Consider the following 13,990-nt stretch of genomic DNA (forward strand, 5'->3'; position numbering starts at 1 on the left):
CATGACTGTGCCTTCCCGGGGGGAGACCCCCGGACCCTCTGTGCAGGACCGACTGACGCACATTGACGACGCGGGCGCCGCGCGCATGGTCGACGTATCCGGAAAGGACGTGACCGCGCGCACCGCCCGTGCCAGCGGCCGCGTCCTCGTATCGCCCCGTGTGGTCGAGCTGCTGCGCGGCGAGGGGGTTCCCAAGGGGGACGCCCTGGCCACCGCGCGGATCGCGGGCATCATGGGCGCCAAGCGCACGCCGGATCTGATCCCGCTGTGCCACCCGTTGTCGGTGTCGGGTGTGAAACTGGATCTGTCGGTCGCGGACGACGCCGTGGAGATCCTGGCCACCGTCAAGACGACGGACCGCACGGGCGTCGAGATGGAGGCGCTCACCGCGGTCTCCGTCGCCGCGCTCACCGTGATCGACATGGTCAAGGCGGTCGACAAGGGAGCGGTCATCACGGACGTACGGGTGGAGGAGAAGACGGGCGGCAAGTCGGGCGACTGGAGCCGGACATGACGTACCGCGCTCTTGTGGTCACCGCCTCCAACAGAGCGGCCGCCGGGGTCTACGAGGACAAGGGCGGCCCACTGATCGCCGACGGCCTCAAGGGCTTCGGCTTCGCCGTCGACGGCCCGCAGGTCGTCCCCGACGGCGACCCGGTGGAGGCCGCCCTGCGCGCGGGTGTCGAGGCCGGCTATGACGCCATCGTCACCACCGGCGGCACCGGCATCTCGCCCACCGACCGCACACCCGAGGCGACCCGCAGGGTGATCGACCACGAGGTGCCCGGCATCGCGGAGGCCATCCGCGCGTTCGGACGGGAGAAGGTGCCTACGGCGGCGCTCTCCCGCGGACTGGCCGGGGTGGCCGGGCGGACGCTGATCGTGAACCTGCCCGGATCCACCGGCGGGGTGAAGGACGGACTGGCCGTCCTGCAGCCGCTGTTGGCGCACGCCGTCGACCAGATCCGCGGCGGGGACCACCCCAGACCCGGCGCCGATAGTGGGGGTGCGAGCTGAACAGCCCATCCTGGCCGGCCGTGCTGGTGGACGGCGATGTCGTCCTCCGGCCGATAAAGCTGCGCGACCAGCGAGCCTGGCGTGAGGTCAACCGGCGCAACCGCGACTGGCTGCGGCCCTGGGAGGCGACGATTCCGCCGCCCACGCCGACCGGGCCGATCGCGCACCGGCCGACCTACCGCCAGATGGTGCGCCATCTGCGGTCCGAGGCGAACGCGGGCCGGATGCTGCCGTTCGTGATCGAGTACCAGGGGCGGCTGGTGGGGCAGTTGACGGTCGCCGGGATCACCTGGGGTTCGATGTGCTCGGGGCACGTCGGCTACTGGGTGGACGAGGCCGTGGCAGGGCGCGGGGTGATGCCGACGGCTGTGGCGCTTGTCGTGGACCACTGTTTCCGGACCGTTGGTCTGCACCGCATCGAGGTCTGCATTCGCCCCGAGAACGGGCCCAGCCGCCGGGTCGTGGAGAAACTCGGATTCCGCGAGGAGGGGCTGCGTCCGCGTTATCTGCACATCGACGGAGCCTGGCGCGACCACCTCGTCTTCGCGCTCACCGCGGAAGAGGTGCCCGAAGGGCTGCTGAGCCGCTGGCGCCGGTCGCGCTCGCGGAAAGCGCCGCGGACGAACCCGCAGAACACCCAGGGGAATCCCGCCTAGCCCGGAAATTGAATAAGTGTTCGAAATTGTTCGCCCGATGACCGGCTCAAGCCAATAAATTCGCACCCTCGGCGGTCCGCTGATCGCATCGGTCACAAAAAAAGTTCGAAATATCAGCCAGATCGTGCGACACACCGGCTCAATTGGCAGATGGCCTCACGCAAACCCCTCTACCGTGTGAGGCGTGAGCAGCAGCGGCCTCATCTACGCAGTCATTGTCGGGGCCTGGGCCGCCTACTTGGTGCCGATGTGGCTCCGTAGGCAGGACGAGCTGAACGAGGCCCGTCCGACGGAACGCTTCAGCACCGCCATCCGGCTGCTGTCCGGACGGGCGGCGATGGAGCGCCGATACGCCAAGGACCTGCGCGCGCGCTCCGCCGACGAGGGGGAGCCCAGCGCCGACGACCCGGGCACGGTCACCGATTCGGTGGACGTCCGGGCCTTCGCCATGCCACCGATCCGCCCGCAGGCGCGCGCGGCGGTTCAGCCGCCGGCCCAAGGGCGCTCGGAACCGGCGCGCGAGCAGGCGCCCGCGCCGGAGCCCAAATCCACCCACGCCTCCGCGCCCGAAGCCAAGCCGGCGCCCGAACCCGCCGCCGCGCCGCCGCGCAAGCGGGTGCCGGCCGCCCGGCGCACCCCCGACGCGGAGGCGGCCGAAGCACGGGCACGGCGCACGAAGGTCCTCGCGCGCCGCCGGCGCACCACGGTGGTCCTCTTCCTCGCCTTCACCCTCGGCGCGATCGTCGCCGCGGTCGGCGGGCTCGCGTTCCTCTGGGCACCCGGCGTGCCCGCCGTGATGCTCAGCGCGTACATCGTGTACCTCCGCGCCCAGGAACGCCGCCGCTTCGCCTACCAGATGGACCGGCGCCGAGCCGAGGCCGCGGCGCAGCGACTGCGCGAGCGCAGCCGCCAGCCGCGTCGGCGTACCTCCGCCGAAGCCGGCGCGGGCACGGGAACCGACGAGCACGACGAAAGGCCCAAGCCGGAGCAGGACGCCGGCCTCTCGGCCCTCGCCGCCGACCGCCGCGCCCTCGTCGAGCAGACCGACCACGCCGAGTGGGTCGACCAGCAGCGCGAGCGGCAACGGCGGCCGGGGCAGGGCGACAGCTGGGACCCGGTACCGGTGCCGCTGCCCACCTATGTGACAGCGCCGGTCGCTCCGCGGGCCACCGCCGGCGTGGACCTCGGCGCACCGGACGCATGGAGCTCCGCACGCTCCAGCTCGGTCGCCCGGGACGGCGAGGCGGGAGCCGGGACGCGGGAACGTGGCAACAGCGCCGACTCCGCCGCCGTACGCGAATCCGCCGACCACGACGAGACGGGCGCCCGCGCGGACGAAGAAGAAGGCGACCGCAGCGACGCCCGCCGCGCCGCTTCCGCCCGCCGGGCACGGGAGCGGGGGCGCACGCCGCTGTTCGACCAGTACGAGGACGGGGACCGGCCGCGCGCGGCGAACGAGTAGCCCACGCGCCGCCACCCGGCGCCGGCCCCGCCCACCCGCCCCACCGGCCCTGTCCCCGTCCCTCGACCGGCGACGGAACGGATTTCCAAGCATCCGGATCGGGGTGCTAAGGTTTCACTCGTTGCAAGGGCCTGTGGCGCAGTCTGGTAGCGCACCTCGTTCGCATCGAGGGGGTCTGGGGTTCAAATCCCCACAGGTCCACCGCAGCGCCGTTCGCGAGTCAACTCGTAGGCGGTTCACGAGATCCCGTCCGATCGTTTCGATCGGGCGGGATTTCTGCGTCTGGGGCAACGTGCAGGCGAGCACTCCCGGCAGTCAGGAGATGCTCGCCAGAATCTCTTCGACCACCACAACCGCCTGCTCGGTGCCCTTCTCTTCTTCTCCAGAGGGGAGTCCCTCGACGCAGGCAGTCACAGCGATCCGCCGTCCCTTCGCCCCGTCCGCGTACGCGGTGAACCACGAGGTGGCGGAGCCGTCCTGACCGTCCCTGACCTGTCCCGTTTTTCCGCCGATGCCGGACTCCGTCTCATCCGATCCCTGGGACAGCACGTCGCTTGCCGCGGCCTTGAGCGCCGACCGGAGTGCATCGGCTGTATCGCGGGAGACGACTTGCTCGACCTGGCCGCCCGAGGTCTTGGGTTTCTCAGTGCTGCCGTCGGCTTTCTCCACCCGCTCCACCATCTGGGGGGCAACCAGCCGTCCCCCGTTGGCGATCACTGCCGCAACCCTCGCCATTTCCAGCGGGGTCGCCGTGAGCGTGCCCTGTCCGATGCCCGTCAGCGCTGCCTCAGCGGGTGACACGTCCCCTTGGGGATAGCTGCTCTTGGAGACCTTCACGGGCACGGTCAGGCTGTCGTCGTTGAAGCCGAACTTCTCCGCCGTCGACCGGAGCCTGGCCGCACCGAGGTCGGCGGCGATCTTGGCGAAGACGGTGGTGCAGGAGTAGCGCAGCGCCTGCCTGATCGAAGCGTCCTTGCACCGGGGGGACGAGCCGGCCACGGAGGTCGTCGTCTGGGGGAGTACGTAGGGGAGGGGGCTGTCGGTTCTGTCGTCCACCGTCTTGTACAGCCCTGCCTCCAGCGCGGCGGCCGCGACGACGATGCTGAAGGTCCCGTCCGGGGGGCCTGCCCGATGCAGAGCCCGGTTGCGCATGGGGGAGCGCTCGTCGGCGTTGGCCGCCTTCCATGCCGCCGCGTCCGCCGGCCGCTGTCCGCTGAACGTCGCCGGGTCGTACGAGGGCGTGCTGGCCACCGCGAGAAGCTTCCCGGACTCGGCGTCGAGCGCCACCGCGGCGCCCTGCCGGTCACCCAGCGCGTCGAATGCGGCCTTCTGGGCCTTGGGATCGATGGTCGTCACGACGTCGCCCGATGCGGTACCGGACGCGGTGGCGGACAGGACATCGCCGTACACGGCCTCCAGCCCCGCGCTGCCGTACGCCATCGACCGGTAGCCGGTGACCGGCGCGTAGAGCGCGCCGTCGGAATAAGTGCGCTGGTACGGCACCTTCTTGTTGCCGGTGGCCTTCGAACCAGTGACGGCCTGACCACCGACGAGGATGTCGCCGAGGCCGCGGTGTGACGTGGGCTTGTCGGCGGAGTCGGTCTGTGCGCCGTCATCGCTGCAGCCGGTCGACAGAGCGGCCAGCACGGCGAGAACACCCGAGACGCTGAGCGCCCCCCTGATTGTCGAGTGCATGAAGGACAGGGTAGGGAATCGATCCGGAATCAGTGACGTATTCGTCGAGGCGTCGGTGCGGCAGGGCCGAGACTTGGGGTAGGGCCACGTATACCTCCGACTCTCCGCGTAGCCCGATCGCGGGGTCCGCCCCGGGCTCCTACCGTGATCCCCATGCGAAACATCTGGCGGGCGCTGGGCGGCCGCGGGTATCTGCTGTCGCCGTGGCCTTGGCGGGCCGTTGGCTATCTGGTGAGCGGGGCGGTGTGCGGGGCGGTCGTTCTGGTGGTGATCGTCAGTGGGGTGGTGGTCGGGGCGGCGCTGTCCGTCGTGGTCGTCGGGCTGCCGCTGCTGCTGCTCACCGCGCTGGTCGGGATACCCGTGGCGGGCGTGGAGCGGTGGCGGTTGCGGATCGCCGGGCAGGAGGTGGCCGCCGGGCAGCATCGGGTGCCTGCCGTGCCGGGGTTGCGGGCGTGGCTGTCGACGCGGCTCAAGGAAGCGGCGACCTGGCGGGAGCTGGCGTACGCCGTGCTGTTCGGGCTGGTGCTGTGGCCGCTGGACGCGCTGGCCGTCGTACTGCTGGCGGGCGTACCGCTGTCGATGGCCTGCACGCCCCTGGTCGTCGCCGTCGACGGCGAGGCGAAGGTGGTCAAGCTGTGGATGGTCGAGACGTGGCCGGGCGCCTTCGGGGTCGCCGTGCTCGGGCTGGCACTCCTCGCGCCCGGCGCGTACGCCCTCGGGTGCGCCGCCGGGGCGCGTGCCGAGCTGGCGCGTGCGCTGCTCACCACGAAGGCCGAGGACAGCGAACGGGTCACCGAACTGGTCCGCTCCCGCGTGCGGTTGGTGGACGCCTTCGAGGCGGAGCGCCGCCGTATCGAACGCGATCTGCACGACGGAGCCCAACAGCGCCTCGTCGCCCTCACCATGACCCTGGGCCTCGCCCGCCTCGACGCGCCGCCGGGCCCGCTCGCCGACCAGCTGGCCAAGGCCCACGCGGACGCCGACGGCGCCCTGGCCGAACTGCGGGAGCTGATCCACGGCATCCACCCGAAGGTCCTCGCCGACTACGGCCTCGAAGCCGCCCTCACCGACGCGGCCGACCGCAGCCCCGTGCCGGTGGACCTGGACCTCGACCTGCCCGGCCGATTGCCCCGACCCGTCGAGACGGCCGCGTACTTCGTCGCCCGCGAGGCCCTCGCCAACGTCGCCAGGCACAGCGGGGCGGAGACGGCCGGGATACACGGGCGCTACGACGGCGGACGCCTGGTGCTCCGTATCGAGGACGACGGATGCGGCGGAGCCGACATGTCACAGGGCACCGGACTCACCGGCCTCGCCGACCGGGTGTCGGTCCTCGATGGCAGACTCAGTCTGTCCAGCCCGCCGGGCGGACCGACCCTGCTGCGCATGGAGATTCCTTGCCGTCCGAGCCGCCCCGCACGAGAACCCTCCGCATAGTCCTCGCCGAGGACAGCGTGCTGCTGCGCGAAGGGCTGATCGGGCTGCTCACCCGCTTCGGGTACGAGGTGGCCGCCGCCGTCGGCGACGCGGACGCCCTGCGGGCGGCGGTCGCCGAACACGAACCCGACGTCGTCGTCACGGACGTCCGGATGCCGCCCGGCTTCCAGGACGAAGGGCTGCACGCGGCCGTCCAACTGCGCGAGGAGCGGCCCGGGTTGCCGGTACTGGTGCTCAGCCAGTACGTGCAGCGGGCGTACGCGGCCGAACTGCTCGACTCCGGCGACGGATCCGGCGTCGGCTATCTGCTCAAGGACCGGGTGGGCCAGGTCGAGGAGTTCGTGGACGCGCTCGCCGAGGTGGCGTCCGGCGGCACGGTCGTCGACCCGGAGGTCGTACGACAACTGCTGCGCCGGCGCCGGGATCCGCTCGCCCGTCTCACCCCGCGCGAGCGGGAGGTGCTGGCGCTGATCGCCGAGGGGCGCTCCAACGGCGCGATCGCCAAGGCGCTGGTGGTGTCCGAGGCGGCCGTCGGCAAGCACATCGGGTCCATCCTCACCAAGCTGGACCTGCCGCCGGCCGACGACGTCCACCGGCGCGTCCTTGCGGTCCTCGCCTTCCTCAGGAGCTGAGGGGCTTCGCGAAGCAGCGGCTGGACTCGTAGAAGCGGTAGTAGCCGAACTTCTCGCACGGCTCATAACCGCTGGACGTGTACAGGCCTATCGCCTCCGGCTGCTGAAGCCCCGTCTCCAGCACCATGCGCACACGGCCCGCCGCACGCGCGTCGTCCTCGAGGGCGGTGAGCATGCGCCGCGCCAGCCCTCGCCCACGCATGTCCGCGACGACGTACATCCGCTTGAGCTCCGCGTCCCCGTCCTGGTTGCCCTCGGCGTTCTCGTCCTGGCTGCGCCAGCCGCCGGTGGCCACGGGGCGGTCCTGGTCGTCGTACGCGATGAGGTACACGCCGTTCGGCGGCTCGAAGTCGGACGGGGCGAGGGATGTGGCGTCGCCGCCGTCGCCGTAGCGCTCGTGGTACTCGGCCTGGACCTCGTTGTCGAGCTTGACGGCGTCGGGGTGGTCGAAAGGGACGCGACGTATATGCATGCCGTAAATCGTATATCTATGAGGTGAGGGAAATCCAGAGTTGCCCCACGTCGTGGTCCGCTGTCTAGTACGGCGTCTGTTGGGTGGCCGCCCACGACGCCAGGAGTGCCAAATTGTCGGTGGTCGGTGTGCCCGCGGGTGCGGTGTAGACGTTGAGGTGCAGGCCGGGTTCGGCGGGCATTTGCAGGGATTCTACGTCCAGGTCGAGCCGGCCCACGATCGGATGGCGCAGCCGCTTGCGGCCGGACCGGTGCAGCCGCACGTCCTGAGATGCCCACCGTTGCCGAAACAGCTCACTGCACGTGGACAGTTCGCCGACCAGGGCGATCAGCTCCTCGTCGTGCGGATTGCGGCCGGCTTCCATGCGTAGCTTCGCGGCCACGGCACCGGCAATTTGGTCGTAGTCGACAAAGAAATCTCTGGCCGCCTCGGGGTTCAGATAGACGAACCGCGCTGTGTTCGCGGGCCGTCGCGGGTCGGCCAGCACCGGTGAATACAGCGCGCGAGCGAGTTGATTCATGGCGAGCACGTCATAACGGCCGCTACCGATCCAGGCCGGCGCATCGGAGATCGCGTCGAGCACCTGCTGCAGCGTCGAGCGCACCGTCACGGCAGGCCTACGCCGGCGTGGGCCGCCGGGCGCCCTGGACTGGCGCGCGAGGTGGAACAGGTGGTCGCGTTCGGCCTCGTCGAGTTGCAAGGCGGAGGCCAGCGCGTCGAGCACGCCATCGGAGGCACCGGCGAGGCTGCCGCGCTCCATGCGCACGTAGTAGTCGACCGATACCCCCGCCAGTAGCGCTACCTCCTCGCGGCGCAGACCTTTGACCCGACGGTTGCCGCCGTAAGCGGGCAGGCCCGCCCGCTCGGGTGTGATGCGGGCGCGGCGCGAGCTGAGAAACTCCCGGATCTCGGTGCGTGGATCGATCGTGGCCATTCCCTCACCGTAAGCCCGTCCCGCAATTCAAGGGGTACCTGATGCGGTCGTCGCGATGCCGCCGTCCACCGGGATGATGGTGCCCGTGAGGTAGGACCCGGCCCGGCCGGCGAGAAACACGGCGATGCCCGCCATGTCGTCGTCGCGGCCGAGCCGGCGCAGAGGGGTCGCCGCCGCGATCGTGTCGCCGATGGCATCGAGCGTGGACGCCATCATCTGCGACGGGAACACTCCCGGTGCCACCGCGTTCACCGTGACGTGCTGTGGGCCCAGCTCTCTGGCAAGCACTCTGGTGAGTTGATGGAGTGCCGCTTTGCTGCTGGCGTACGAGTAGTTGGGCGACTGGGCGACGCGGATGGCGGCGATACTGCCGATGTTGATGATCCGCGCGGGATCATCGGCGGTGCCCGCCTTGCGCAGTGCGGGGAGCAGCGCCTGCACCAGCCAGAACGGCGACTTGAGGTTGAGGTCGATCACTGCGTCCCAAGCCTCGTCCGGGAACGTCGCCAGCGGCTCGCGCCACATCGCTCCCGCGTTGTTGACAAGGATGTCCAGGCGTTCCGAGTCGGCCGTGACGAGATCAGCGAGGCGCTGACACTCGTCGTGCCTGGACAGGTCGGCGGGGATTGCTTGAACGTCGCCGAATTCGGACAGTAGATGCTGTGCCTCCGCGCACGCGTCCGCCTTGCGTGAGCTGATGACGACGCGGGCGCCCGCCTGGAGAAGGCCGCGCGCAATCATCATTCCAATGCCCCTGGTGCCGCCCGTGACGAGGGCGTACTTCCCACTCAGATCGAAGAGTTCTTTGTGAGTGGTGAATTGGTTGTCCGCCATTGGTCTCCGTTACTTCTGCGCTTTCGACTCAGCCAGGTTGACAGGCGTTCTGGACGTCCGGGAGACCCTGGCGATACAGGTACTGCGAGAGCCCCCTTGCCTTGGGAGGGTGCCGGCGTCCAGTAGCGTGCCTGCGTCTTCCTCTGCTCTGGAGAGTGTTTTGCTGACTGTGACCTCTGTGAATGTGAACGGGCTGCGTGCCGCCGCGAAGAAGGGCTTCGTGGAGTGGCTCGCGGAGACCGAAGCCGACGTGGTGTGCCTGCAGGAGGTGCGCGCCGAGCCGCAGCAGCTGCCGGAGCATGTGCGCACGCCCGACGGCTGGCATGTCGTACACGCCCCCGCCGCCGCCAAGGGCCGCGCCGGCGTCTCCCTCTACTCCCGCCGCGAGCCCGACCGCATCCAAGTCGGCTTCGGTTCGGCCGAGTTCGACACCAGCGGCCGCTACGTCGAGGCCGACCTGCCAGGCGTCACCGTCGCCTCCCTCTACCTCCCCTCCGGCGAGGTCGGCACCGAGCGCCAGGACGAGAAGGTCCGCTTCATGGGCGAGTTCCTCGCCTATTTGAAGGGCCTGCGCGAGCGCGCCGCCGCCGACGGGCGTGAAGTCCTGGTCTGCGGCGACTGGAACATCGCCCACCAGCAGGCCGACCTCAAGAACTGGCGCGGCAACACCAAGAACTCCGGCTTCCTGCCGGAGGAACGGGAGTGGCTGTCCCGGGTGTTCGACGAGTACGTCGATGTGGTGCGGGCGCTGCATCCGGAGGTGGAGGGGCCGTATACGTGGTGGTCGTATCGGGGGCGGGCCTTCGACGGCGACGCGGGATGGAGGATCGACTACCACGTCTCGACGCCCGGGCTGGCCGCGAAAGCCCTCAAGGGGTACGTCGAGCGCGCGGCCACCCATGCCGAGCGGTGGTCGGACCACGCGCCCGTGACCGTGGTCTACGGGGCCTGAAGAGCCAGGCGTGAGGGCAAATGCGAACGTGGGGTGCCCCGAAGAACAGGGCACCCCACGTCAACGGCTATAGCCGAACGCCGCTCGGTTAGGCGTCGTAGTCCTGATTGAACCGGTCCTCTTCCTCCCGCTGGAGACGCTCCGTCTCCTCGTCACGCGGCCGGCCACTTCGCTGAGGCTCCTGCTCCCGCCCGCGCTCCTCGCGCTGGCGCCCCTGCTCCTCGCGCGGGCGTCCCTGCTCTTCCCGCTGGCGCCCCTGCTGAGCCTTCTCCTTGGCCTGCTGCTGCCACTGCTCGGACTGGTCCTGGAACTTGTCCTTCATGCCCATGTGGTTTCACTCCCGAAATGGGTGAGGGGGATCGGGCTCGACCAGCCTCACACGCGGTGTGACGCTCCGCATGTCGATCAGTTACGGCGCGTAACCCGCTCCTGCTCATCGGCGGAGCCCCCCGCACCGACCAGCCCCGTCCGCATGCCCTCCAGCTGATGAGCGAACCGCTTCATCTCCCGCTGCCCGACAGTCCCGATGACCCCCGGCAGATACCCCCGCACGCCCTGCATCCCGCGCAGCCACCACTGCCCGTACACATGGCCGGCCCGCCGTTCGATCCCGGCGACGATCCGGTCCACGGCGGGACCCAGCGGATAGGTCTTGTTGGCGGGCCAGGGCAACCGCTGCCGCAACTCCCGCATCACGTCGTCCTGGTCGGCCCCGCGCACCATGTCCGTGTCGGTCCACGACAGATACCCGACCCCGACCTTCACGCCCTGGTACCCGACTTCGGCCCGCAGGCTGTGCGCGTACGCCTCGACGCCCGACTTGGACGCGCAGTACGCGGTCATCATCGGTGCCGGCGTGATGGCCGCGAGGGAGGCGATCTGGAGCAGATAGCCCCGGCTCTCCCGCAGAGCCGGCAGGAACGCGCGCGCCGTCACCGCCGACCCGATCAGATTGACCTCGATCACCCGCCGCCAGGCATCGGGATCGGAGTCGGCGAAGGGACCGCCGGTCGCCACACCCGCGTTGGCGACCACGATGTCGACCTTCCCGAACCGCTCCTTCACCTCGCCCGCCACCCGCGCCATCGCCTCGTGGTCGGTGACGTCGGCGTGCCAGTGGCCGCTGTCGCCGTGCAGCCGCTCGGCGACCTGCTTGAGCGCGTCCGGTTCCAGACCGACCAGCGCGAGCTTCGCGCCGCGCGCGGACAGCTTCCGGGCGAGCAGTTCGCCGACGCCGCGCGCGGCCCCGGTGACGACCGCGACCTGCCCCTCCAGGCTGACTCTGCTCATGCGCCCTCCTTGACCTGTGCGTACGTCGTGACGAGTTCCCGTATCTTCCCGGTGACCAGCTCGGGCGCCTCGATCGGCGTCATATGGCCGAGCCCGGGCAGTTCGGTGATCCCGACGCAGTTCGGCAGCGCGGCGACCAGCGAGCGGGCGTGCACGACCGGCGTCAACCGGTCCGCCGTACCGACGACGACGGCCGTCGGCACCGTCAACTCCCGGACACCGTGGGCGACATCGAGCAGGTCGAGCACCTGCGACCAGGCGTACCGCACCTTGCGCGGACACGCGTGCACGATCCGCGCGCACGCCTCGACCATCTGCGGATGCGAACCCGGGCCCATCGTCGCGTACTTGAGGATCCGCCGGGCGAGCGGCGTGACCGGTCCGAGGGGTGCCCGGGAGCCGAGGATGCGCCGGGTCAGCGCGGTCCGCAGCCGCCCGGCCCGCATCGGTACGACCGTCGACTCGGCGACCAGCCGCGACGCCCCCGTGCTGCACAGCAGCACCGCCGCCGCATGCTGCCGGAACCCGGCCCGCGTGGAGGCGGCCATGACCGTCATCCCGCCCATGGAGTGCCCGGCGAGCACGGCCTTCTCGCCCGGCGCGAGAGCCGCTTTCAGTACGGCTTCGAGGTCGTCCGCGAGCGCGTCCGTACTGCAGGCACGGCTCGCGGGACTGCGTCCGTGGCCGCGCTGGTCGTAGGCGATGACCCGGTGGTCGACGGCCAGTTCGCGTATCTGGGCCGCCCAGAAGGCGGTGGAGCAGGTCCAGCCGTGGGCGAGGACGACGGCGGGGGCGTTCTCGGGGCCGTGCACCTCGACGTGCAGCCGGGCGCCGTCGGCGGAGACGGCGGTGAGCTCGCGGGTGGGGACGGGTGGGGCGTACGGGCCGGAGGCCACGTGCATCAGACGGCTCACGCGTCCACCTCGGCCTTCTTCTGCGCGGAGACCCGCAGGACGTCGTACTCCGACAGATCCACCCGCCGCGTCGCCCGCCGGAACTCGGTCGTCGTGCCCGGCCAGATGGTGGTGTTGCGGCCGCTGGCGTCCAGGTACCAGCTGGTGCAGCCGCCGGTGTTCCACACGGTGCGCCGCATGCGCTCCTGCACCTTGTCGTTCCAGGCCTGTACGGCATCCGGGCGGGCGTCGAGGGCGGCGCGACCGCCCAGCACGTCCAACTGCCGTACGAAGTCGGCCAGGTAGTTCAGCTGGGACTCGATCATCAGGATCATCGAGGAGTTCCCCAGCCCCGTATTGGGCCCGATGATCGTCATCCAGTTGGGGAACCCGGCCGCCGAGGCTCCGCGCAGCGCCTTCATGCCCGTCTTCCATGCCTCGGCGAGCGTCCGCCCGTCCGCGCCCACCACCCGTTCGGCGATGGGCATGTCGGTGACGTGGAAGCCGGTCCCGAAGATGATCGCGTCGACCTCGGCCTCACTGCCGTCGGCGGCGACGAGGGTGGAGTCCCTGATTTCGCTGAGCCCGCTCGCGACGACGTCGACGCCCGGCCGGGCGAGCGCCGGATAGTAGTCGCTGGAGAGCAGGATCCGCTTGCAGCCGATGCGGTAGTCGGGGGTCAACTTCGCGCGCAGGGCCGGATCCTTGATGAAACGGGCCATGTTGCGCTTCGCCAACTGCTCCACCATCCCCAGCTCGTTGGGGCGCTTGGTGAAGGCCTGGACCTGCAACTCCCGTATGCCCCACAGCAGTCCACGTCGGGCCTGGGCGGTGAAGGGCAGGGCCCTGTGCAGTGCGCGCTCCGCGCCGCTGATCGCCCGGTCGACGCGGGGCAGCACCCAGGGCGGGGTGCGCTGGAAGAGGGTGAGCCGCTCGGCGAGGGGCTGGATGGCCGGCACGATCTGGATGGCCGAGGCGCCCGTCCCGACCACGGCGACCCGCTTGCCGCGCAGGTCGTAGTCATGGTCCCAGCGGGCCGAGTGGAAGACCTTGCCGGGGAAGGAGTCGAGCCCCGGTATGTCCGGGATCTTGGGCTCGGACAGCGGCCCCGTGGCGGAGACGACGATGTCCGCCGAGAGGGAGCCGCTGCTCGTCTCGATGTCCCAGCAGAGCCGTTCGCCGCTCCAGGTCATGCGCTGGACCTCGGAGTTGAAGCGGATGTGGGGCCGGAGCCGGAAGACGTCGGCGACGTGCTCCAGGTAGGCGCGGATGTGCCGCTGCCCGGAGAAGGCGCGAGGCCAGTCGGGGTTGGGCGCGAAGGAGAACGAATACAGATGGGACGGCACATCGCACGCGCACCCGGGATAACTGTTGTCCCGCCAGGTGCCGCCGACGCTGCCGGCCCGCTCCAGTACGACGAAGTCGGTGACACCCTCGCGCCGCAGCCGTACGGCGGCTCCCAGCCCGCCGAACCCGGACCCGACCACCGCCACCCGCACATGCTCGTGCTCCTGCTGGGCCATCCCGCCTCCATGCATCCGACTGCTTCCGCTGCGTTCGCTGCATCCGCCGCATTCGCTGCATCCGCTCACGACTCTGCCAGTGAACACTGGCGCAATGGGAGAGTAGGGCAGGACCGTACTGATGGGTAGGGGTCGCGCGCGGGAAAGTTACCGGCGGTACAACATAGGCTTCCGGCGTGGCAGAAGACGGAGG

The 13,990-nt window shown here is 70.3% G+C and carries 15 protein-coding genes and 1 tRNA gene; 8 read left to right on the plus strand and 8 right to left on the minus strand.

Annotated features, from left to right (window positions below):
* The first annotated feature begins 1 nt into the window (after position 1).
* From moaC to OG828_RS28940, 5 genes are all read left to right on the plus strand, one after another.
* Positions 2-514 (plus strand): cyclic pyranopterin monophosphate synthase MoaC, encoded by a 513-nt coding sequence (gene moaC / locus OG828_RS28920; RefSeq protein ID WP_210576518.1) that lies wholly within the window; start codon positions 2-4, stop codon positions 512-514.
* Positions 511-1,017, plus strand: coding sequence for a MogA/MoaB family molybdenum cofactor biosynthesis protein (locus tag OG828_RS28925; RefSeq protein WP_328502776.1), 507 nt, complete (start codon positions 511-513; stop codon positions 1,015-1,017). Before moaC ends, OG828_RS28925 begins: the two co-directional genes overlap by 4 nt.
* A gap of 20 nt (positions 1,018-1,037) precedes the next feature.
* A complete protein-coding gene (locus OG828_RS28930) occupies positions 1,038-1,673 on the plus strand; it encodes a GNAT family N-acetyltransferase (RefSeq protein WP_328362985.1) in 636 nt (211 codons plus the stop codon).
* 184 nt (positions 1,674-1,857) lie between these two features.
* Complete coding sequence (sepX, locus tag OG828_RS28935) at positions 1,858-3,135, plus strand: divisome protein SepX/GlpR (protein ID WP_328502777.1); 1,278 nt, start codon at positions 1,858-1,860, stop codon at positions 3,133-3,135.
* A gap of 127 nt (positions 3,136-3,262) precedes the next feature.
* A tRNA-Ala gene (locus OG828_RS28940) sits at positions 3,263-3,336 on the plus strand.
* Between the two features lie 114 nt (positions 3,337-3,450).
* Here OG828_RS28940 and OG828_RS28945 read toward each other — a convergent pair.
* Entirely contained in the window at positions 3,451-4,830 is a 1,380-nt protein-coding gene (locus OG828_RS28945) for a penicillin-binding transpeptidase domain-containing protein (protein ID WP_328502778.1), read from the minus strand.
* A 153-nt stretch (positions 4,831-4,983) separates the two neighbouring features.
* Between OG828_RS28945 and OG828_RS28950 the strand changes: the two genes are divergently transcribed.
* Both OG828_RS28950 and OG828_RS28955 read left to right on the plus strand, forming a co-directional pair.
* Positions 4,984-6,267 carry a sensor histidine kinase gene (locus tag OG828_RS28950; RefSeq protein WP_328502779.1) on the plus strand — a complete coding sequence of 428 codons (1,284 nt, stop codon included), beginning with the start codon at positions 4,984-4,986 and terminating at the stop codon, positions 6,265-6,267.
* Complete coding sequence (locus OG828_RS28955) at positions 6,228-6,899, plus strand: response regulator transcription factor (RefSeq protein ID WP_328502780.1); 672 nt, start codon at positions 6,228-6,230, stop codon at positions 6,897-6,899. Before OG828_RS28950 ends, OG828_RS28955 begins: the two co-directional genes overlap by 40 nt.
* Here OG828_RS28955 and OG828_RS28960 read toward each other — a convergent pair.
* From OG828_RS28960 to OG828_RS28970, 3 genes are all read right to left on the minus strand, one after another.
* The gene (locus OG828_RS28960) at positions 6,889-7,371 is read right to left on the minus strand and encodes a GNAT family N-acetyltransferase (RefSeq protein ID WP_328440192.1); all 483 of its coding nucleotides are present in this window, start codon (positions 7,369-7,371) and stop codon (positions 6,889-6,891) included. The genes OG828_RS28955 and OG828_RS28960 overlap by 11 nt on opposite strands.
* 64 nt (positions 7,372-7,435) lie before the next feature.
* Positions 7,436-8,305, minus strand: coding sequence for a helix-turn-helix transcriptional regulator (locus OG828_RS28965; RefSeq protein WP_328363003.1), 870 nt, complete (start codon positions 8,303-8,305; stop codon positions 7,436-7,438).
* Positions 8,306-8,332: 27 nt separating this feature from the next.
* Positions 8,333-9,139, minus strand: coding sequence for an SDR family oxidoreductase (locus OG828_RS28970; protein WP_328502781.1), 807 nt, complete (start codon positions 9,137-9,139; stop codon positions 8,333-8,335).
* Positions 9,140-9,299: 160 nt separating this feature from the next.
* Between OG828_RS28970 and OG828_RS28975 the strand changes: the two genes are divergently transcribed.
* Positions 9,300-10,091: an exodeoxyribonuclease III gene (locus OG828_RS28975; RefSeq protein ID WP_328502782.1), complete on the plus strand. Its 792-nt coding sequence runs from the start codon at positions 9,300-9,302 to the stop codon at positions 10,089-10,091.
* Between the two features lie 88 nt (positions 10,092-10,179).
* On the opposite strand, the gene OG828_RS28980 is transcribed toward OG828_RS28975, so the two are convergent.
* From OG828_RS28980 to OG828_RS28995, 4 genes are all read right to left on the minus strand, one after another.
* Positions 10,180-10,419 (minus strand): hypothetical protein, encoded by a 240-nt coding sequence (locus OG828_RS28980; RefSeq protein ID WP_328363011.1) that lies wholly within the window; start codon positions 10,417-10,419, stop codon positions 10,180-10,182.
* 77 nt (positions 10,420-10,496) lie between these two features.
* The gene (locus OG828_RS28985) at positions 10,497-11,381 is read right to left on the minus strand and encodes an SDR family oxidoreductase (protein WP_328502783.1); all 885 of its coding nucleotides are present in this window, start codon (positions 11,379-11,381) and stop codon (positions 10,497-10,499) included.
* A complete protein-coding gene (locus OG828_RS28990; protein WP_328502784.1) occupies positions 11,378-12,295 on the minus strand; it encodes an alpha/beta fold hydrolase in 918 nt (305 codons plus the stop codon). The genes OG828_RS28985 and OG828_RS28990 overlap by 4 nt, the downstream gene beginning before the upstream one ends.
* Positions 12,292-13,797, minus strand: a complete 1,506-nt coding sequence (locus OG828_RS28995; RefSeq protein WP_328502785.1) for a flavin-containing monooxygenase — start codon at positions 13,795-13,797, stop codon at positions 12,292-12,294. Before OG828_RS28995 ends, OG828_RS28990 begins: the two co-directional genes overlap by 4 nt.
* Positions 13,798-13,990 lie beyond the last annotated feature (193 nt).

It is taken from the genome of Streptomyces sp. NBC_00457, assembly GCF_036014015.1.
Taxonomy (GTDB): domain Bacteria; phylum Actinomycetota; class Actinomycetes; order Streptomycetales; family Streptomycetaceae; genus Streptomyces.